Origin of the sequence: Aquimarina rhabdastrellae (assembly GCA_947387485.1) — a bacterium.
In the GTDB taxonomy this organism is placed as follows: Bacteria; Bacteroidota; Bacteroidia; order Flavobacteriales; family Flavobacteriaceae; genus Aquimarina.
This window is the reverse complement of the sequence record CANDNT010000017.1, coordinates 43,872-62,270: the sequence shown is the minus strand read 5'-3', so window position 1 is coordinate 62,270 and position 18,399 is coordinate 43,872. Positions and strand designations below refer to the sequence as shown.

Annotated in this window: 17 protein-coding genes; 5 read left to right on the top strand and 12 right to left on the bottom strand. The window is 30.9% G+C overall.

Features of this window, described 5'->3' with window-relative positions; translation table 11 throughout:
* Positions 1 to 7: 7 nt before the first annotated feature.
* Positions 8 to 1,219 (bottom strand): RsmB/NOP family class I SAM-dependent RNA methyltransferase, encoded by a 1,212-nt coding sequence (locus tag ACYEKI_RS18300; protein ID WP_459212660.1) that lies wholly within the window; start codon positions 1,217 to 1,219, stop codon positions 8 to 10.
* A gap of 186 nt (positions 1,220 to 1,405) precedes the next feature.
* Between ACYEKI_RS18300 and ACYEKI_RS18295 the strand changes: the two genes are divergently transcribed.
* Complete coding sequence (locus ACYEKI_RS18295) at positions 1,406 to 2,467, top strand: sialidase family protein (protein WP_459212659.1); 1,062 nt, start codon at positions 1,406 to 1,408, stop codon at positions 2,465 to 2,467.
* 82 nt (positions 2,468 to 2,549) lie between these two features.
* On the opposite strand, the gene ACYEKI_RS18290 is transcribed toward ACYEKI_RS18295, so the two are convergent.
* The 7 genes from ACYEKI_RS18290 to ACYEKI_RS18260 form a co-directional block, all read right to left on the bottom strand.
* Entirely contained in the window at positions 2,550 to 3,020 is a 471-nt protein-coding gene (locus tag ACYEKI_RS18290) for a hypothetical protein (protein WP_459212658.1), read from the bottom strand.
* A 32-nt stretch (positions 3,021 to 3,052) separates the two neighbouring features.
* The gene (locus ACYEKI_RS18285) at positions 3,053 to 3,586 is read right to left on the bottom strand and encodes a hypothetical protein (RefSeq protein WP_459212657.1); all 534 of its coding nucleotides are present in this window, start codon (positions 3,584 to 3,586) and stop codon (positions 3,053 to 3,055) included.
* Between the two features lie 2 nt (positions 3,587 to 3,588).
* Positions 3,589 to 4,134, bottom strand: a complete 546-nt coding sequence (locus tag ACYEKI_RS18280; protein ID WP_459212656.1) for an RNA polymerase sigma factor — start codon at positions 4,132 to 4,134, stop codon at positions 3,589 to 3,591.
* Between the two features lie 450 nt (positions 4,135 to 4,584).
* On the bottom strand, positions 4,585 to 6,408 hold the full coding sequence (locus tag ACYEKI_RS18275; protein WP_459212655.1) for an ABC transporter ATP-binding protein: 1,824 nt from the start codon (positions 6,406 to 6,408) through the stop codon (positions 4,585 to 4,587).
* 39 nt (positions 6,409 to 6,447) lie between these two features.
* Positions 6,448 to 8,175 carry a phospho-sugar mutase gene (locus ACYEKI_RS18270; RefSeq protein WP_459212654.1) on the bottom strand — a complete coding sequence of 576 codons (1,728 nt, stop codon included), beginning with the start codon at positions 8,173 to 8,175 and terminating at the stop codon, positions 6,448 to 6,450.
* A 79-nt stretch (positions 8,176 to 8,254) separates the two neighbouring features.
* Positions 8,255 to 9,202 (bottom strand): glycosyltransferase family 2 protein, encoded by a 948-nt coding sequence (locus ACYEKI_RS18265; RefSeq protein WP_459212653.1) that lies wholly within the window; start codon positions 9,200 to 9,202, stop codon positions 8,255 to 8,257.
* Positions 9,203 to 9,205: 3 nt separating this feature from the next.
* Positions 9,206 to 9,733, bottom strand: coding sequence for a DUF4199 domain-containing protein (locus ACYEKI_RS18260; protein WP_459212652.1), 528 nt, complete (start codon positions 9,731 to 9,733; stop codon positions 9,206 to 9,208).
* Positions 9,734 to 9,911: 178 nt separating this feature from the next.
* Here ACYEKI_RS18260 and ACYEKI_RS18255 point away from each other — a divergent pair, with 178 nt between their 5' ends.
* Positions 9,912 to 10,163: a type B 50S ribosomal protein L31 gene (locus tag ACYEKI_RS18255; RefSeq protein WP_459212651.1), complete on the top strand. Its 252-nt coding sequence runs from the start codon at positions 9,912 to 9,914 to the stop codon at positions 10,161 to 10,163.
* 122 nt (positions 10,164 to 10,285) lie between these two features.
* Complete coding sequence (locus tag ACYEKI_RS18250) at positions 10,286 to 11,464, top strand: GlmU family protein (RefSeq protein ID WP_459212650.1); 1,179 nt, start codon at positions 10,286 to 10,288, stop codon at positions 11,462 to 11,464.
* 100 nt (positions 11,465 to 11,564) lie between these two features.
* Here ACYEKI_RS18250 and ACYEKI_RS18245 read toward each other — a convergent pair whose 3' ends face one another.
* The 3 genes from ACYEKI_RS18245 to ACYEKI_RS18235 form a co-directional block, all read right to left on the bottom strand.
* The gene (locus ACYEKI_RS18245; protein WP_459212649.1) at positions 11,565 to 12,623 is read right to left on the bottom strand and encodes a hypothetical protein; all 1,059 of its coding nucleotides are present in this window, start codon (positions 12,621 to 12,623) and stop codon (positions 11,565 to 11,567) included.
* 364 nt (positions 12,624 to 12,987) lie between these two features.
* A complete protein-coding gene (locus tag ACYEKI_RS18240; RefSeq protein WP_459212648.1) occupies positions 12,988 to 14,007 on the bottom strand; it encodes a hypothetical protein in 1,020 nt (339 codons plus the stop codon).
* Between the two features lie 70 nt (positions 14,008 to 14,077).
* Entirely contained in the window at positions 14,078 to 15,649 is a 1,572-nt protein-coding gene (locus tag ACYEKI_RS18235; RefSeq protein WP_459212647.1) for an ABC transporter substrate-binding protein, read from the bottom strand.
* 170 nt (positions 15,650 to 15,819) lie between these two features.
* Here ACYEKI_RS18235 and mtaB point away from each other — a divergent pair, with 170 nt between their 5' ends.
* Entirely contained in the window at positions 15,820 to 17,136 is a 1,317-nt protein-coding gene (gene mtaB, locus ACYEKI_RS18230; RefSeq protein ID WP_459212646.1) for a tRNA (N(6)-L-threonylcarbamoyladenosine(37)-C(2))-methylthiotransferase MtaB, read from the top strand.
* A gap of 64 nt (positions 17,137 to 17,200) precedes the next feature.
* Here mtaB and ACYEKI_RS18225 read toward each other — a convergent pair whose 3' ends face one another.
* On the bottom strand, positions 17,201 to 17,503 hold the full coding sequence (locus ACYEKI_RS18225) for a GNAT family N-acetyltransferase (RefSeq protein ID WP_459212645.1): 303 nt from the start codon (positions 17,501 to 17,503) through the stop codon (positions 17,201 to 17,203).
* A gap of 216 nt (positions 17,504 to 17,719) precedes the next feature.
* Between ACYEKI_RS18225 and ACYEKI_RS18220 the strand changes: the two genes are divergently transcribed.
* Positions 17,720 to 18,385 (top strand): alpha/beta hydrolase family protein, encoded by a 666-nt coding sequence (locus ACYEKI_RS18220; RefSeq protein WP_459212644.1) that lies wholly within the window; start codon positions 17,720 to 17,722, stop codon positions 18,383 to 18,385.
* Positions 18,386 to 18,399: the final 14 nt, after the last annotated feature.

Sequence of the window (18,399 nt, the reverse complement as noted above, 5' to 3'; positions counted from 1 at the left end):
ATGAGGGTTATTTTTTCTCTAATAAAGCCATATAGAACCCGTCAAATCCTGATTTACAAGATAATACTTTTTTGTCTTTGATGAAAGTAAAGTCTTTTCCAGCTTCAGAATTTAAAAAGTTTTGTACTTGATGTTGATTTTCTGATGGTAAAATAGAACAAGTAGCATAAACCATTTTACCTCCAGATTTCAACATTTTTGAATAATCTACAAGAATTTTGGCTTGAGTAGCTCTGATAGTATCAAGAAATTCAGGTTGTAATTTCCATTTCGCATCAGGATTACGACTTAAAACTCCTAAACCACTACATGGAGCATCAATAATAATACGATCGGCCTTACCGTGTAATTTTTTAATTACTTTGGTACTATCGATTGGTCTAGGTTCTATATTATGAGCACCTGCGCGACGTGCTCTACGTTTCAATTCTTTAAGCTTATTAGCATAAATATCCATGGCAATGATTTGCCCTTTGTTTTCCATTAAAGCAGCTATATGCAATGTTTTACCACCAGCACCAGCACAAGTATCAATGATGCGTTGACCAGGTTTTATATCGGCATAACGAGCTACTAATTGAGAAGAGGCATCTTGCACTTCAAAAAGCCCATTTTTGAATGCTTCAGTAGAGAAAACATTGGCACGTTCTGTAAGTTGCAATGCATCAGGATATCCTTTTATAGTTTCTGTAAGAATGTTTTGTTCTCTTAACGTGTTTTGTAATGCCTTACGATTAGTTTTTAATGTATTGGTACGAAGCACTACAGGCGCTTGCTCATTAAGTGCTTTAAGCTCTTGTGTCCACGTATCATCACCAAGTTCTTGCGCTCCTAATTCGTCTAACCAATCAGGAATAGCTTCTCTAAATTTTCTGATTTTACTTAATTCGTCAAAACGTCCTTTAATACGTCGTGTAGGAACTTGACCTATTTGTTTCCAATCAGGTAAAGAGATTCCTCTTAATGTAGCCCATACAGAAAAGATACGCCAAAGGTTTTCGCGAGAGTAAGGTTGTTTAACTTCTGCTATTTCTTCATATAAACGTTTCCATCTTACAATTTCGTAGGTAGTTTCAGCAACAAAACCACGATCTCTAGATCCCCATCTTTTATCTCTTTTTAGTAGTTTTTGTACTACTTTATCAGCATATTCTTCTTCATTAAAAATTAGATGTAATCCATCGATAACGGCAAATACTAAATTCCTGTGTAGGCGCATATTATGTTTTTTTAGGGCTGCAAAGGTAAGTGTTTACATGATAATTTTATCGATTTTTTATGTGAAATATTATGGTAATGCCTTAAAAATAATGAGATAAGAATAAAAAGAGGAGATAGGCTTACAATATATAATTAGGTTATGGAAAGAGATATCTGTATTTTAGTTTCTTTAGAAATTAAATTTATGAATTCTCTTAAGTACAGTTTTTTAATTAGTTTATTGATAAGTATTTGTTTTACTACCAATAGTTTTAGTCAGAAAAAAATATCCAAGGTTGAGGTTGAAGTTATCCATAAAGACTCTGTAAGCATACGAGCTATAGCGGTAGATAAAAATCATTTAATGTATGCAGGAAGTAATGGGAAATACGGTATATATGAATTTAATGAAGATGGAGATATTGCTGTTAAAAAAGATGAAATTATAGCATATGATGGAAAGAAACCTAGTTTTAGGGCTGTAGGTACTACCAAAACTCACTTTTTCTTATTAAGTATAGCTAATCCAGCGGTGTTATTTAAAATAGATAAACAAAATGGAGCAATAAAAAAGGTATATGAAGAGGTGCATGAAAAGGTATTTTATGATGCTATTTTATTTTGGAATGATCAAGAAGGGATTGCGATGGGAGATCCTATAACAGATTGTTTATCGATAATTATAACAAGAGATGGGGGAGAGACATGGCAGAAATTAACTTGTGACGAATTACCAAAAATCAAAGGAGGAGAAGCAGCTTTTGCTGCGAGTAATGGTAATATTTCTATTATTGGAAATCATACATGGATTTTCTCTGGGGGAAAAGTGTCTAGAGTTTGGTATTCGCCTAATAAAGGTAAAGATTGGAAAGTTTTTGATACTCCTATGATTAATGGTAAAGCAACTACAGGAACTTATTCTGGGCATTTCTATAATGAGAAATTAGGTATAGTTTATGGAGGGGATTATTTATTGCCTAATGAGACTAAATCAAATAAAGCAATAACTCAAGATGGTGGTAAAACTTGGCAATTAATAGCAGATAATGATTCTGGAGCGAATTATAAGAGTTGTGTACGCTTTGTTCCTAATAGTAAAGGAAAGCAACTTGTAACTGTAGGTTTTACAGGTATTTCAATTTCTAATGATGGAGGAAAGCATTGGAAACAAATCAGTTCTGAATCGTTTTATACATTACGTTTTGTAAATGAGACTACTGCATATGCTGCCGGAAAAAATAGAATAGCTAAACTAATTTTTAATTAGTAATTAAAATAAAAGCCGTTCCTCTCGATGAGAAGGGTAGTGTAATCGATAATAGAGGAACGGACAATTATGCAAACAATCTTTAATGCTTTTGTTTCTTTCTTTTTTCCCTAAATATTTTCATGAGTTGTCGCCTAAAATCTTTTTCAGCTTTGATATAATGTATGATTTTTTTGCTAGGTAACACTTCTTTTAAAGCTATAATGAAACTATTTTTTGATTCAAATTTCTGCTTTTCTATCTCTAGATGATGTGTTATGAAAAGGGTTGCGTCATTTTCCGAAATATTTTCAATGGTTTCTTTACCACGATTTTTCTTTCGGTATTTATGAATGAGATCTCGTTCTTTTTTATTTATAGCGTTTAACTGCTTTTGGTGGTCATTATACAATGGCCAAAATCCTTGAGCTTCTTTTGTGGTTAAGTTTAACTCATCTGTTAAGTAAGCTATTTTATAGGCATTAACACGTTCTCTATGCCCTTTTTTGGGTGGATGTTGAGCTACTAGTGAAAAACTAGTAATACACAGGATAAGAAATAATATTTTTTTCATTGCAATATATTTTAATACGAAATATGTTTATTTTAAAAATTTTCGGGGTCAAGATAATCTAATTGAATTTCTTCTTCAGAAAAGTATTCTATTACAGTATCGTCATTAAGTTTTTCTATACTATGTTCTGCAATAGAAAATTCTATATCATCAAATAATTGTGCGATATCATTATCTGAGACTTCTAATGTTCCGTCATTTATATAGTTTTCGATATCCATGATATCTATAGTAGAAGTATCAAAAGTGGTATAGCTAGTCTCGCTACTTGTTGTGGGTAAAAATACAATAAGAAGTGTAATAGCAGCAGCAATACTACTGATGTATATTAATCTACGTACAGAAAATAAATCAATTACTTTTGACGAGTGTTTTTGTGATTGAATTTTTTGATTCAATTGACTTTCAAAAGTGTCAAAATAATCTTCGGGAATAGTAAAACCTGATTCTTGAGTATTAGGTAGCACAGTATTTTCTTGTTGAATTTTTTGTTGAAGTCTTATTTCGAATGACTCAAAATATCCTTCAGGAATATTAAATTCTTGATTATGTTTAGACTTTTTCATGATTATAGTGCTTTAATAAAGGCTTCAATTTTTTTGCTAGCAATATGATATGAAGCTTTTAATGCCCCTTCGCTAGTTTCCAAAATGTTAGCAATTTCTTTATATTTTAAATCTTGAAAGTATTTCATATTAAATACTTGTTGTTGCTTTTGTGGTAAAGTAGCTATTGCTTGTTGTAACTTTAATTGAATTTCATCACCTTGATAATAAACATCTGCTTTTAAACTTTCTACAAGATGTTGTTGTAATTCTTCATTACTAATCTGATATTTTTTAGCTTTTTGATTTAAAAAGGTTATAGCTTCATTTGTGGCTATACGATATAACCAAGAGTATAATTTACTATCTCCTTTAAATTTTTTCACATTCTTATATACTTTGATGAATACATTTTGTAAGATATCATCTGTATCGTCATGATTTTTAACCATATTCCTGATATGCCAGTACAATCTTTTCTTATATAGATGTACCAGTTGACTAAAAGCTTGTTCAAATTGACTTTCAGAATGTAAGGCTTGTATTAAATGTTCTTCTTGTGTATCCAAATAGCTGATTTTATTATCTACGTGTCATCTTATAACTTTCAATATTAAGACTGTATGAAGTTAAAAAGGTTTAATTAGAAGTCAAAAAAAATAAATAAAACACTTTGTTTGTAGGAAAATGTAAGAATAAAAGTTAAAATATAAGCCAAAAAGCATTTTTTTTAGTCAAAAAACATTGTTTTAGTTTTTTAATTCAAAAATAGTTGTATATTTACAGTGTAATAATAAAGAGATAACTATTATTATTCCCCCGAAAATAATAGTTTTAAGAGTGAATTTTAATTTTAGAATAAGCCCCTAAATTTAAGATGATTTGTGTGATTAAAAAGAGTGCGTGAGCACTCTTTTTTTATTTGTAAGTTTTTTTACGCAAAAACACCTTATAATTTCCTGATAAAGAGAAAACTCTACCATAGAACTATAAGGTGTGATTATCTTGTAGTCAAAAGATTAGTCAAAAGATTGCATAGAGACTAATTTATTATAAACGCCATTTTTTGCAATTAATTCATCATGTTTTCCTTGTTCTACAATTCTACCTTGTTGCATGACAACAATAAGATCAGAATTTTGAATTGTAGATAAACGGTGAGCAATAACGATACTAGTTCTGTTTTTCATCATATTTTCTAAAGCAGCTTGAACTAGACGTTCACTTTCTGTATCTAGAGCAGAAGTTGCTTCATCAAGGATCATTATTGGTGGATTTTTAAGAACAGCTCGTGCAATAGAAAGGCGTTGCTGTTGTCCACCACTCAATTTATCTCCGCTATCACCTACAACAGTATGAATACCTTGGGGTTTATCTTTTACAAATTCCCATGCATTTGCTATTTTAAGTGCTTCAATAATTTCTTCATCAGTAGCATCTTCTTTACCAATAAGCAAATTGTTTTTTATGGTATCGTGGAATAGGATAGATTTTTGAGTAACTAATCCTAGCATGTTTCTTAAAGAATGCTTACTTAAATCTTTGATATTAATACCATCGATTTTAATATCTCCTTTGTTAATGTCATAAAAACGAGTTACTAAATTTGCAATTGTAGATTTTCCACTTCCAGATTGACCTACTAAAGCTACAGAAGACCCTTTAGGAACTTGTAATGAAAAATCTTTAAGCACATAATCGTCTTCGTATTTAAAAGAAATAGTATCTATTTCGATAGCTGTATCAAATTCTTTTTTATCAATAGCATTTGGTTTATCCTTAAGAGGAGATTCGGTATTTAGAATTTCTAAAACACGCTCGGCAGCAGCATTACCACGTTTTACACCATAAGTAGCTTTTGATATTGCTTTTGCAGGTGTAAGGATTTGATATGCTAATCCCATGTACACGATAAATAACCCTGGATCTAATACCTTGTCAACTAATACCATTTGTCCTCCATACCACAATAAAATAGCAATAACGGTAATCCCTAGAAACTCACTTGTTGGGGAGGCTAAATTTTGACGATTTAAAAGACTATTTGAAAAATTATAGAAACGTGAAGTTGATTCTTGAAATTTTGAATTAAAAATCTTTTGAGCGTTAAAACCTTTAACAACTTTAAGTCCTCCCAATGTTTCTTCTACAATAGAAAGGAAGAAACCTTGTTCTTTTTGAACATCATCAGAATGTTTCTTTAATTTTTTCCCAATTAATGAAATTACGAATCCAGAAATGGGGATAAAAATAAATACAAATATTGTTAGTTGAGGGCTAATCATAATCATAGCTCCTATTGCAAATAAGATAGTAAGTGGTTCTCTAACGATTAGCTCTAAAATAGATAAGAATGAGTGTTGTATTTCTAATACGTCTGTAGAAATACGAGCTATAGTATCACCTTTTCTTTTTTCTGAGAAGAAAGATAAAGGTAAATCAATTGTTTTTTGATAAAGTTCATTTCTAATATCTTTTAGAACACCATTTCTTAAGAAAGTAATGAAATACATGGCTAGATAATTAAAGATATTCTTCATAAAGAACATGAAGATGATTAATGCTATCATAAAGATTAAAACATCGCTATGACCTTCGTCTTGTTTTGTAGTTACAAAATAATTAAGGTAATTTTCGATATAATCTTTGGCATTGAAAATACCGTCCCATTTAGGTTCGGTACGAATTCTTTCTGTTTTCCCAAAAAGTACATTAAGCATAGGAAATAAGGATACCATTGCTAATGTACCAAATAATGCATAAAATATATTGGCAATAATATTGAGTATTGCATATATTTTATAAGGTTTTGCATAACGCAAAATTTGTTTAAAGTATTCCATTTAATAAAAGTGAAAATTGCCCCAAAAGGGCAATTTTATTTAAGTTAATTGTAAATCTTTTTTGATGGCTAGAATTTTATGATCTAGTTCATTTTGTATGGTTTCAAAATCATCGACAGAAGCTAGTGGTTGTTGAACACTTATATAAAATTTAATTTTTGGTTCGGTACCACTAGGGCGTGCTGCAATTTTACTACCTTCTTCGGTATAAAAAATTAATACATTAGATTTAGGTACATCAATAGTTGTTTCTGTATGATCTTGTGTATTGTAAGCAATACTTTTATCATAATCTTCTATTAATACTACTTTTTCTTCGTTGATATATTGAGGTGGAGTATTGCGTAAATCAACCATAGTTTGTTTAATTTGAGTAGCTCCTTCGATTCCTTTTTTAACTAGAGAAACTAAAGATTCTTTATAAAAACCATGAGAGGTATATAGCTCAATAAGTTGTCTGTAGAATGAACTTCCGTTAGCTTTTGTATACGCTACAATTTCACAAGCTAATAAGGTAGAAGTTACGGCATCTTTATCACGAACAAAGTCGCCTACCATAAAACCAAAACTTTCTTCACCGCCTCCTATAAAATGATCTTGAGGAAAATCTTTGATTAATTTGGCAATCCATTTAAAACCGGTAAGTACTTCTTTGTATGTAACGCCAAAAGCATCAGCAAGACTACGCATCATAGGAGTTGAAACGATAGTAGAAGCGATAAACTCATTTCCTTTTAAGCCTTGTTTTTTATAATGATCAAGTAAAAACCAAGTCATGAGAACCATAGTTTGATTACCGTTCAATAATTCAAGTTCTCCATCTAAGTTACGAACGGCAATTCCTAATCGGTCACAATCAGGGTCTGTACCAATAACTATATCTGCATTAACTTCTTTTGCTAATTCCATAGCCATAGTTAATGCTTCAGGTTCTTCTGGATTAGGAGATTTTACTGTTGGGAAATCTCCATTAGGTTCTGCTTGTTCTTGGACAATATGAACATTTTTATATCCAGCTTTTTGAAGCGTTTCTGGTATTGCTTTAATAGAAGTACCATGTAACGAAGTAAATACAATAGTAATATCGTCTTTTGCTTCTTGAGAGGCTGCAAAACTTCCTTTTTTGACACTATTTTCAATAAAAACAGTATCAATTTCTTTATCAATCATTTGGATTAATTCTTCATTTGCGTCAAAGTTGATATCAGCATAATTAAGTGAATTAATCTCTGCAATAATTTCTTTATCTTGAGGTGGAACTAGTTGTCCGCCATCTTGCCAGTACACTTTATATCCATTGTACTCTGGTGGGTTATGACTAGCTGTAAGTACTATACCACAATGACATCCTAATTCTTTTACAGCAAAAGATAATTCTGGAGTAGGGCGTAGCTCAGAGAATAAAAATACTTTAATTCCGTTTGCAGAAAATACATCGGCAACAATTTTTGCTAACGTATTGCTATTATGTCTACAATCATAAGCAATAACTACTTTAGGTTGTTCATTTGGGAATTGTTTGTGGATATAATTACTTAATCCTTGTGTATTTTTACCTAAGGTATATTTATTGATACGATTTGTACCAACACCCATAATACCTCTCATACCACCAGTACCAAACTCTAGATTTTTATAAAAACTCTCTTTAAGTTCTTCTGGATGATTATCAATTAGGTCTTGTATTTTTTGTTGTGTTGTGTTGTCAAATATAGGAGTTAGCCATTCGCTAACTTGTGAAGCTATTGTAGTATCAATTACTGCCATAGGTTAAATATATTTAGGTGGACAAAAATAAGATTTAATTAAGATACTTCAAGTCTTTTAAAAGAACTAAAATTTATAGTTAAACCTTTATTTTTTCTGCTACTTTATATCGTTTTTTATCTCTTTTGGTAATTATAATGATTTCTCCTATAAAACCGGCTAAGAAGAATTGTGTTCCTAATACCATACAAATAAGTGCTATATAGAATTCGGGACGTTGTGTAATCAATCTTCCTTGTGTATCAATATATAGTTTGTCGATACCCATATATACAGAAAAACAAAAACCAGCAAAAAATAACAAGGTACCAATTAAGCCAAAAAAGTGCATAGGTCTTTTGGCAAATCTTGACATAAACCATATTGTAATTAGATCTAAAAAACCATTAACAAAGCGATCTATACCAAATTTTGTGGTTCCGTATTTTCTAGCTTGATGTTTAACTACTTTTTCTCCAATTTTTGAGAATCCTGCATTTTTTGCAAGAACAGGAATGTAACGATGCATTTCGCCATAGACATCAATGTTTTTAACTACTATTTGTTTGTAAGCCTTTAATCCACAATTAAAGTCATTTAATTTTACTCCAGAAGTTTTACGAGCAGCGGCGTTAAATAATTTGGAAGGCAAATTTTTAGCTATGATAGAGTCGTAGCGTTTCTTTTTCCAACCAGAAACTAGATCGTAGCCTTGATTTTGAATCATGTCAAATAATTCAGGAATTTCTTCTGGATTGTCTTGTAAATCTGCATCCATTGTAATGATGACATCTCCAGATACAGCTTCAAAACCAGCATGTAAAGCCTGAGATTTACCATAATTACGTAAAAAACGAATTCCTTTTACTCGAGGATCTTTTTCTGATAATTCCTGGATAGTATTCCAAGAGTCATCTGTACTTCCATCATCGATAAAAAGAATTTCGTAAGAAAAAGAATTGGATTGCATAACTTTTGCAATCCAATTGTATAGTTCGTTAAGTGATTCCTGCTCATTGAGCAGCGGTATAACCACAGATATATCCATATATTAATATATATTTTCTTTTTTCTGCATTACTGCACCTCCTATAAGAGAGATAATAAAACCTAAAAAGATATTTACTACCAATCCAATTGCAAAAACAATAAAAGGAGAACTGAATTTTTTACCTATCTCGGCAGCTTGTTCAAGTTGTTCATCCGTTAAATTAGGATTCATTTGTAAAGCTTGTTCTCTTTGAAGTTCTATAGACTTCGCTAAAAAATCTGGATCTAATACATTAGAAACTAGTAGAGACCAAACTCCTCCTATAATTCCTGAGATAAGAGCAATTCCTAAACCTATTTTAATGGCTTCTCCTATAGTAAGATAGCTATTGTTTTCATTTTTATAGGCTTTAATTCCCATGATGATAGCTACAGTAATGATAATCAATCCTATGATTGAGAATGCCCAATGCGGTTGAACGTGATTGTCTGTAACATATAGTATTACACCTAGTAATACACTTACAATACCAAGGATTAGACCGTAGTTAAGAATAAATTTTTTAGCAGAAGGTTTTACATTCTCCATAAGTACATGATTTTTGGTTATTAGTATAACCTATCAGTAAACAAATATACTAAAACGTTACAAGTAATCGAGAATTAAATAAAATTTCGAAATAATTTGCATTTTTTTTGAAATAATTGTTGTTATATTATATATGTTTCTTAAATTTGCAGCTCGAAAAAATGAAAAGATTATTACGATGAAACAAGGTATTCACCCAGAAAATTATAGGTTAGTAGCCTTCAAAGATATGTCAAATGATGAGGTTTTTATAACTAAATCTACCGCGAATACTAAAGAAACTATCGAAGTTGATGGTGTTGAGTATCCGGTTGTAAAGTTAGAAATTTCAAGAACTTCACACCCTTTCTATACTGGAAAAGCAAAACTTATCGATACAGCAGGACGTATTGACAAGTTCAAAAATAAATATGCTAAATTCAAAAAGTAATTTAGATAATAATATAAAAGAAGAGCCTTTCATATCGAAAGGCTTTTTTTATTTTTAAAAAATAGTACTACTGCTATTTTCAATGTATTTTTATAACGATTTATTATAAAAGAGTTTTCTGTATGAATTATATCCTTTTTGATGGAGCTTCAAGAGATGCTTTATTACCTTTTACATATACTAGACCAGTTGCAGATATTAGAATAGGTATCTTAACTATTAGAGAAAAATGGGAAAAATATCTAGAAACTACTACCTCTACTGTTACAGAAGAGTATTTAAGTGAAAAATTCCCGATGGTAGAATTAGAAGAGAACATTATGATTAATGCATCATTCTTACCTACGACTAATCTTGTAAAGATGATAAAAAATATGACTTCTGCCCAAGCTATTTTTTATAAAGATGAGCCTATTGCATTTTATGTAAAAGAAGATGAGGAAGTTAATTTTGATGTATATGATGTAATCCCTTATGATTTTGATGTATTAAAAATAGGAAACACTTGGGATATTTTCTCTAAAAATGAACGTGCCATAGCAGAAGATTTTGAGCTATTGACTAGAGATCGTACATCTCAACCTATACCAGAAAGCGTTCAATGTATCAATAAAGAGCAAATTTTTATAGAAGAAGGAGCAACAGTGTTTGCAGCTACTCTAAATGCAGCTAAAGGACCTATATATATAGGAAAAGATGCAGAGATTATGGAAGGAAGCTTAATTAGAGGACCTTTTGTTTTGGGAGATCATGCTGTGGTTAAGATGGGAGCTAAGATTTATGGAGGAACAACTATAGGACCTTATGCAAAAGTAGGAGGAGAAATAAGTAATTCGGTTATTTTTGGATATTCAAATAAAGGGCATGATGGATTTTTAGGAAATTCTGTAATAGGAGAATGGTGTAATTTAGGAGCTGATACGAATACATCGAACTTGAAAAACAATTATGCACCTGTGCGTTTATGGAGTTATGAAACTGAAGGTTTTGCCAAAACAGGATTACAATTTTGTGGATTGATGATGGGAGATCATTCTAAGTGTGGTATTAACACCATGTTCAATACAGGAACAGTGATAGGGGTTAATGCTAATATTTTTGGTAGTGGATTCCCTCGTAATTTTGTACCTAGTTATAGCTGGGGAGGAAGTAATGGTTTTGTTACATATTTAACCAGAAAAGCATTTGAGGTAGCCAAGGTAGTAATGGCTAGACGTAATGTTGAATTTACAGATCAAGATGCAAAAATATTAGAACATGTTTTTGAGATCACTCAGCAATGGAGAAAAAGTTATGATTAGATAAAAAGATAATTTTTACTTGAAATATAAAAAGCATCGCAAAATACTATGCGATGCTTTTTTGGTTGAAGTTAGTTGTTGTTTTTATTAAGAGTAATTTTTATCGTATTAAATTATATGTAATAGCAGGAATAGTGATAACTCCAGCTTCTTCTTGTTGGTTTTCATTTATAGAAAGAGATGTCGCTGTAACATCGATAGCATTTGTCGAAATTATTTTTCCGTAATCAAGTTCAAAAGGATCATTTTTTGCAAATTGAACAAGCGTAAGAGTCCCATTTTCTTCATCAAAAGCCCATTTTCCATGAGATCTAAAAGCAATATCATCAGAATCTTCATCAAATCTAGCTTCACAGTTTAATGTTGAATCTTCTATATTGAGTTTTTTTGTTTTTTTATAAATTTCGGTAAGCGAATAAGTACCATCTTCTCTTATGGTAAAGTTTAACGTAGATGTGGCTTCACATGAAGCTTGTAAAATCTCTAAGGTTTCTTGATTATTGCAAGTATAAGAGTTGTCTTTTGAGCATGAGTGATCCTCACCAGCCAAAACAGTAAGTCCATTATCGAGGACATGATCAAATTTCCAGTGAGAAACCAAATTAGGATTACCTCCCCAAGCTTCAATATTTATGCATACTTCTTGAGGTTGACTTACATTACCTTCATTATCATATACACTAATTAGAAAACAAAATTTACCTGGAGTCATAGTTCTTTTAAAGTGAACAGGGATATTGGGACCATCTATATTGGTAGTAGTAAAAAGACTAGATTTGATACTAGAAGAGTTTACATTAGATCTATTTGTGATAGGTACATCATGATAATTAGGTGCTAAATTTCCAGTTAAAGATTTTACTTGAATATAAGCTCCTGAGTAATCTCCTGTAGGCAATAAGATTGTAAAACCATGTTTGAGATAAGCATATTGACTGGTTGCTATTTCAGGAAAATCGATTGTCCCTCTAGGCTCAGGGAGCGGCTCTGATATTCTTGAACTTTCTATGATAACGAGATTATCAGAAACAGTATTTTCATTCAGGATTGCTTCTTCTTGTGGATCACTGGCAATAAATTCTTGAAATGAGTCATCTTTTTTACAAGATTGGAAGAAGATAACAAGTAATAATAAAGCTGTTAAGTAAATTTTATACATAAGCGATTGATTTTGTGTTATAATAGTGCACACGACAGAAATGCTAAATAATTAGCACATAATGTTTTTAAGATGAGTTTAGTTGTATAAAGAAGTTGAACTTCTATATTTTTGGGATAATTCTGTTTCTTTAATAAGAGTTTTATAGCTTGATGTCTGATAATCAATTAAAAAAACAAATTAAAGAACTTTAAAATTTCGAAGATAAAAGTAGTTAAAAAACAGTTTAAAAGTGTTTTTTAAACTGTTAAAATTTTAATTGAGAGAGAATAATCTTACAAATAATATGTTTTTCTATAAAAAAGGTATTCTAGATTATCTAGAATACCTTTTGATTTTATAATATATAAATCAAATTTTGAGTCTATTTTTCGAAGTGTATTTCTATAGTTTCTCCATCTTGCTCATAATCTGTTAAATAAATAAAAGAATTAGAGGTAATAGTTGTTATCCCTGTAGTATAAACTTCACCTGGATCTAATGTTCCAGAATATTGATCCTCTGTATATTCAAACTCAATAAGTGTTAAAATATTATCTTCTTCATTATAAGCCCACTTACCTTTAGACGTTGAAGTAGACTCTTCATCTCCATCGATAAAAACAGGAGAACATGTAGCTTCGCTTTCAGCAATGTTAACTCTATTCGTATAAACTATAGTGTCACTAAAAAAGTAAGTTCCATCAGCATTGATAGTAAGAGTTGAAGAAGAAATAGCTTCACATTCTGCATCTTCTACAGTAAAACTATCTGTAGCGTTTTCACATAAAATACGTACTTCACCACAATGATCAGGAGTTCCAACAGGTATAGTTTCACCATTTCTGATCATCTTTGTATAATTCCAAGTTCCTACTGCATTAGGGTTACCTCCCCAGTTTTCGATTTGAACACAAACCTCTTGAGGGTCACTTATATTTCCGTTATCGTCATAAATACAAATTACATAACAAAACTGACCAGCTGTTTGATTTTCGTTAATCTGTACACCGATCTCAGCAATATTGTCATAAGTATCAACATTAGTAACATCAAAATATTCTGGTGCAGCATTACCATTTGTAGATCTAATTTGAATATAAGCCCCAGTAAAATTATCTGGAACAGAAAACGTAAGTGAATTCTCTGAGTCTACAAAAGCTGAAGCAGGAGGGTTTGCATAAGTAAATGCAATATTTCCTGTTGGAGTAGGAGGATTACCATTCTTTCTTTCAGCATTACTAATAGTAATATTTTGGGAAACACTAGAAGGATCAAGAATTGTTTCTTCTGTAGGGTCAACTTCTACAGTTTCTGGACCATTACCTGTATCATCATCATTCCCACATGATGATATGCATAAAGCTAAGAATAAGATAGAAAATAAAAGATTGATTTTTTTCATGATTATATGATTGAGTTAATAAATGAGTTAAGATTTTTGACAAGCAAAAATATAAGTTTTAAAGATGAAATTACTTTTTTTCTTTCCAAACTTTTTTTAGTACAAGGAAATTCTGCGGATTATTCTTTAAACCTTTTACATTTTTTTGAGTAAAGCGAACAACTTGATCATAGTAAAGAGGAACCATTGGTGCTTTCTGTATTAAAATAGAATCCATTTGTTGATATACTATTTTACGTTGATCTATATTCGTGATAGATAAACTTTGTTCGTAAAGTTTATCATAATAAACATCTCTAAAATGTGTATAGTTAGGACCATTAGGTGCAAAGTTTTTACTGTAATATAAGGATAGGTAATTTTCGGCATCAGGATAATCTGCTATCCAGCTGGCTCTAAAAATATCTAATTTTCCACTAGATTTTGATTTACGTAATGTAGAAGCTGGCATGACATTTATAGTTACTTTTAGTCCTATTTTTTCAAGTTCGCGTTGTATATATTCACAGATGTCTAAGTAATTGTTGTCTGTACCAATTGAGATTGTGGGTTTATGATTACCTGTCTCAGCTATATATTCTTGAATAAGTTGTGTTGCTTTTTCAGGATTGTAAGAATAGCCTTTTATATTATCAAAACTAGGTAAGCCTTTAGGGATAAAACCATGTTGTGCAGGAGTACCGATTCCGTTTCTTAAATACGTAATCATTTTTTCTCTGTCAAAACCATAATTAACAGCCTTTCTTAATTTTTCGGATTTAATGATGTTATTCTTAGATTCCATAAAGAAACCTAGATATTCTGTATTTAAATAAGGACCAGTATTGATATTAATTTTATAGCGATATTTAGTTCTTAATTTTCCAGAAGGAGTAAGTAATTCGTCTTTATAAGAAGCATCTAGACTGTTTAAGAAATCTAAATTCCCTTGTGCAAACTGTAAAAATTCACTTTGTTTATCGGGTAAAAATGTGATTGCAACAGCTTCGAGATAAGGTAACTGTTTTCCTTGCTCATCTTTTTCATAATACAATTCGTTTCGTCTTAAAACTAATTTTACATTTTCTTCCCAACGTTTGAATTTAAAAGGACCAGTTCCTATAGGATTAGCTCTAAAATCAGTACCATAATAATTCACTATCTCTTGAGGCACAACAGAACAATAACGCATACTAAGAAGGCCTAAAAAAGCAGGAAAAGGTTTTTTTAAATTGATATTAAATGTAGAATCATTGACCGCAGTATAATTGGCAACATTTTTTAAAACCCATATTCCGGGAGAAGCTATTTTGGGATCTTTTAAACGATCAAAACTATATACAAAATCTTGAGCAGTTACATTACGTGTGCTATCTGTAGTATTAAATAGAGCGTGTTTATGAAATTTAACATCTTTTCGTAAATGAAAAGTATAAGAAAGAGCATCAGTAGAAACATACCAAGTATGAGCTATATCTGGTTGAATATTTAACTCATCATCTAATTGTACTAATCCATTGAATAATTGATTTGTAGGCCATATATTTTGAGGGTTTCTTGCAAAAGCAGGATCTAGAGAAGAAATATTACCATGTTCGTTATATCTAAAAACTAGATGATCTTTATCTTCATATAGGTTTGAAGAACAAGATAAAAGAAGCAAAAAACTGCAAATAATTGAAAAGTAATGGCTTATTGTAAAGAAATGATTGGTTTTCAATTTTATTAAAAAAATTATTGTTGGTATCTTTGCACGTTCGTAAAAAACGAATCTCTTTTAATAGAGATAAGGGTAAATATAATAAGATCCTGAAACAAGTAGAGGATAGCTTTATGGAAAAAAGAAAAAAAGTAGCTTTTTATACACTTGGATGTAAATTAAATTTTTCAGAAACGTCAACAATTGCTCGTGATTTTAACAAAGAAGGTTTTGATAGAGTTGATTTTTCTGAAACTGCAGATATTTATGTAATCAATACTTGTTCTGTTACAGAAAATGCAGATAAGCGCTTTAAAACGATAGTGAAACAAGCTCAAAAGGTAAATCCAGATGCTTTTGTAGCAGCTGTAGGATGTTATGCACAATTAAAACCAGAAGAGTTAGCTGCTGTAGATGGTGTAGATTTAGTATTAGGAGCTACAGAGAAGTTTAAAATAACTGATTATATTAACGATTTATCTAAGAATGAATTTGGAGAGGTACATTCCTGTGAAATTGAAGATGCAGATTTTTATGTAGGAAGCTATTCTATAGGGGATCGTACAAGAGCTTTTCTTAAAGTACAAGATGGATGTGATTATAAGTGTACGTATTGTACTATTCCATTAGCGAGAGGAATTTCAAGAAGTGATACTCTTGAAAATGTATTAAAAAATGCCAAAGAAATTTCTGAAAAAGGAATTAAGGAAATTGTACTTACGGGAGTAAATATAGGAGATTACGGTAAAGGAGAGTTTGGAAATAAAAAGCATGAACATACCTTTTTTGAGTTAGTACAAGCACTTGACGAAGTAGAGGGTATAGAGCGATTACGAATTTCTTCAATAGAACCTAATTTACTTAAGAATGAAACTATAGATTTTGTTTCACAATCTAGAACCTTTGTTCCTCATTTTCACATTCCATTGCAATCAGGTAGTGATACAATTCTTAGATTGATGAGACGTCGCTATATGAGTGATTTATATGTTGATCGAGTAAAGAGAATAAGAGAAGTGATGCCTCATGCTTGTATAGGTGTTGATGTTATCGTAGGATTCCCAGGAGAAACAGATGATCATTTCTTAGATACTTATAACTTTTTAGCAAATCTTGATATTTCGTATTTGCATGTATTTACATATTCAGAAAGAGAAAATACTATTGCAGCAGAGCTAGATGGTGTGGTTCCTCATGATGTAAGAAAGAAGCGTAGTAAGATGCTTAGAGGATTATCTGTTAAAAAACGTAGAGCATTTTATGAAAGTCAATTAGGTACAGAGCGTACAGTGCTTTTTGAATCAGAAAATAAAGAAGGGTATATCCATGGGTTTACCGAAAATTATGTAAAAGTAAAAATGCCTTGGAATCCAGAATATATGAATACATTGCATAAGGTAAAACTTACTGATATTGATGAAGATGGTATGGTAAGGTTTGAATTGCTATAAACTAGATGGGCTTATTAAATCCTATGTTAAAAAATAAAAAAGCGGCTTTAAAGCCGCTTTTGTGTTATATCGCAATTCCTACAGGAAGTAAATCTTTATATTTTCGTTTATTTTTACGAACAAACTTTGCTATAGTAGGACTTGTAGGAACTAAACGTGTATTGCGTTCCTGAATCAAGTTAAAAACAGCTTTCATAAAATCCTCGTGAAATCCTTGTTCTATTAAAGAATCACTCATTATAAGCTTAGTAAGGAATATTTTTCGCTCTTGTTGTGAATACTCTATGAGTACTTTTTCACCATTAATGGTCGTTTCAAATTGTCTTAAAAATTCATTATCAGTAATTTCTAATGCTACATCATTCATGACTTCTTTGTTTTATTCATAATTGGGGTTATGAGATGAATATCAAATTTGTGTTTATATGCAAAATGTTAAGTGTTTTAGCTATGAATATTGGGGTTTAGCTAATGAAAAATAGATTCAGTATTTCTTTTCTAATGAAAAAGAAAACAGTAATTTTATACATCAAAGATACGGATTTTGTATCGTTATTTCCCTATAAACAGTGTTAAATTACTTATGATTGAGCAAGTTACAGATGTGTATTTTGTGCCAGGGATGGCTGCAAGCACTTCTATTTTTGAATATATTAAATTACCAGAAGATCAATTTAGGGTACATGTGATTCCTTGGAAAATGCCAAAACCCAAAGAACATATATCTGATTATGCAAAAAGGATGTGTGAAGACATAAAACATGATAATCCAGTATTAATAGGTGTTTCTTTTGGTGGAGTGATGGTTCAAGAAATGAGTAAGCATGTTAAACTTAAAAAACTAATTATTATTTCTAGTGTTAAAAGTAAACATGAATTGCCCAATCGTATGAAAATTGCACGTAAAACTAGGTCGTATAAATTACTACCTACATCAATTGTTTCAAAAATAGATAATTGGGAACGTTTTGCTTTTGGTGATTTTGCAAAAAAAAGAGCAGAGATGTATAAACGATATTTATCAGTGAGAGATAAAGGATATTTAGACTGGGCGATAGAGAATATGGTATGTTGGGATCAAGAAGAAGCTCCAGAAGGAATAGTCCATATTCATGGAGATAAAGATATTGTATTTCCAGAAGTAAATATAAATAGTTATATTAAGCTTGCGGGAGGAACTCATGTAATGATAGTTAATAGAGCAAGATGGTTTAACGAAAATCTTCCTAAAATAATTAGAGGGAAATAAAAAATATATAAACA

Coding starts and splice junctions, on each gene's coding strand:
- ACYEKI_RS18300 (WP_459212660.1), bottom strand. CDS start 1,219: ATGCGCCTACACAGGAATTTAGTATTTGCCGTTATCGATGGATTACAT.
- ACYEKI_RS18295 (WP_459212659.1), top strand. CDS start 1,406: ATGAATTCTCTTAAGTACAGTTTTTTAATTAGTTTATTGATAAGTATT.
- ACYEKI_RS18290 (WP_459212658.1), bottom strand. CDS start 3,020: ATGAAAAAAATATTATTTCTTATCCTGTGTATTACTAGTTTTTCACTA.
- ACYEKI_RS18285 (WP_459212657.1), bottom strand. CDS start 3,586: ATGAAAAAGTCTAAACATAATCAAGAATTTAATATTCCTGAAGGATAT.
- ACYEKI_RS18275 (WP_459212655.1), bottom strand. CDS start 6,408: ATGGAATACTTTAAACAAATTTTGCGTTATGCAAAACCTTATAAAATA.
- ACYEKI_RS18270 (WP_459212654.1), bottom strand. CDS start 8,175: ATGGCAGTAATTGATACTACAATAGCTTCACAAGTTAGCGAATGGCTA.
- ACYEKI_RS18265 (WP_459212653.1), bottom strand. CDS start 9,202: ATGGATATATCTGTGGTTATACCGCTGCTCAATGAGCAGGAATCACTT.
- ACYEKI_RS18260 (WP_459212652.1), bottom strand. CDS start 9,733: ATGGAGAATGTAAAACCTTCTGCTAAAAAATTTATTCTTAACTACGGT.
- ACYEKI_RS18255 (WP_459212651.1), top strand. CDS start 9,912: ATGAAACAAGGTATTCACCCAGAAAATTATAGGTTAGTAGCCTTCAAA.
- ACYEKI_RS18250 (WP_459212650.1), top strand. CDS start 10,286: ATGAATTATATCCTTTTTGATGGAGCTTCAAGAGATGCTTTATTACCT.
- ACYEKI_RS18245 (WP_459212649.1), bottom strand. CDS start 12,623: ATGTATAAAATTTACTTAACAGCTTTATTATTACTTGTTATCTTCTTC.
- ACYEKI_RS18240 (WP_459212648.1), bottom strand. CDS start 14,007: ATGAAAAAAATCAATCTTTTATTTTCTATCTTATTCTTAGCTTTATGC.
- mtaB (WP_459212646.1), top strand. CDS start 15,820: ATGGAAAAAAGAAAAAAAGTAGCTTTTTATACACTTGGATGTAAATTA.
- ACYEKI_RS18225 (WP_459212645.1), bottom strand. CDS start 17,503: ATGAATGATGTAGCATTAGAAATTACTGATAATGAATTTTTAAGACAA.
- ACYEKI_RS18220 (WP_459212644.1), top strand. CDS start 17,720: ATGATTGAGCAAGTTACAGATGTGTATTTTGTGCCAGGGATGGCTGCA.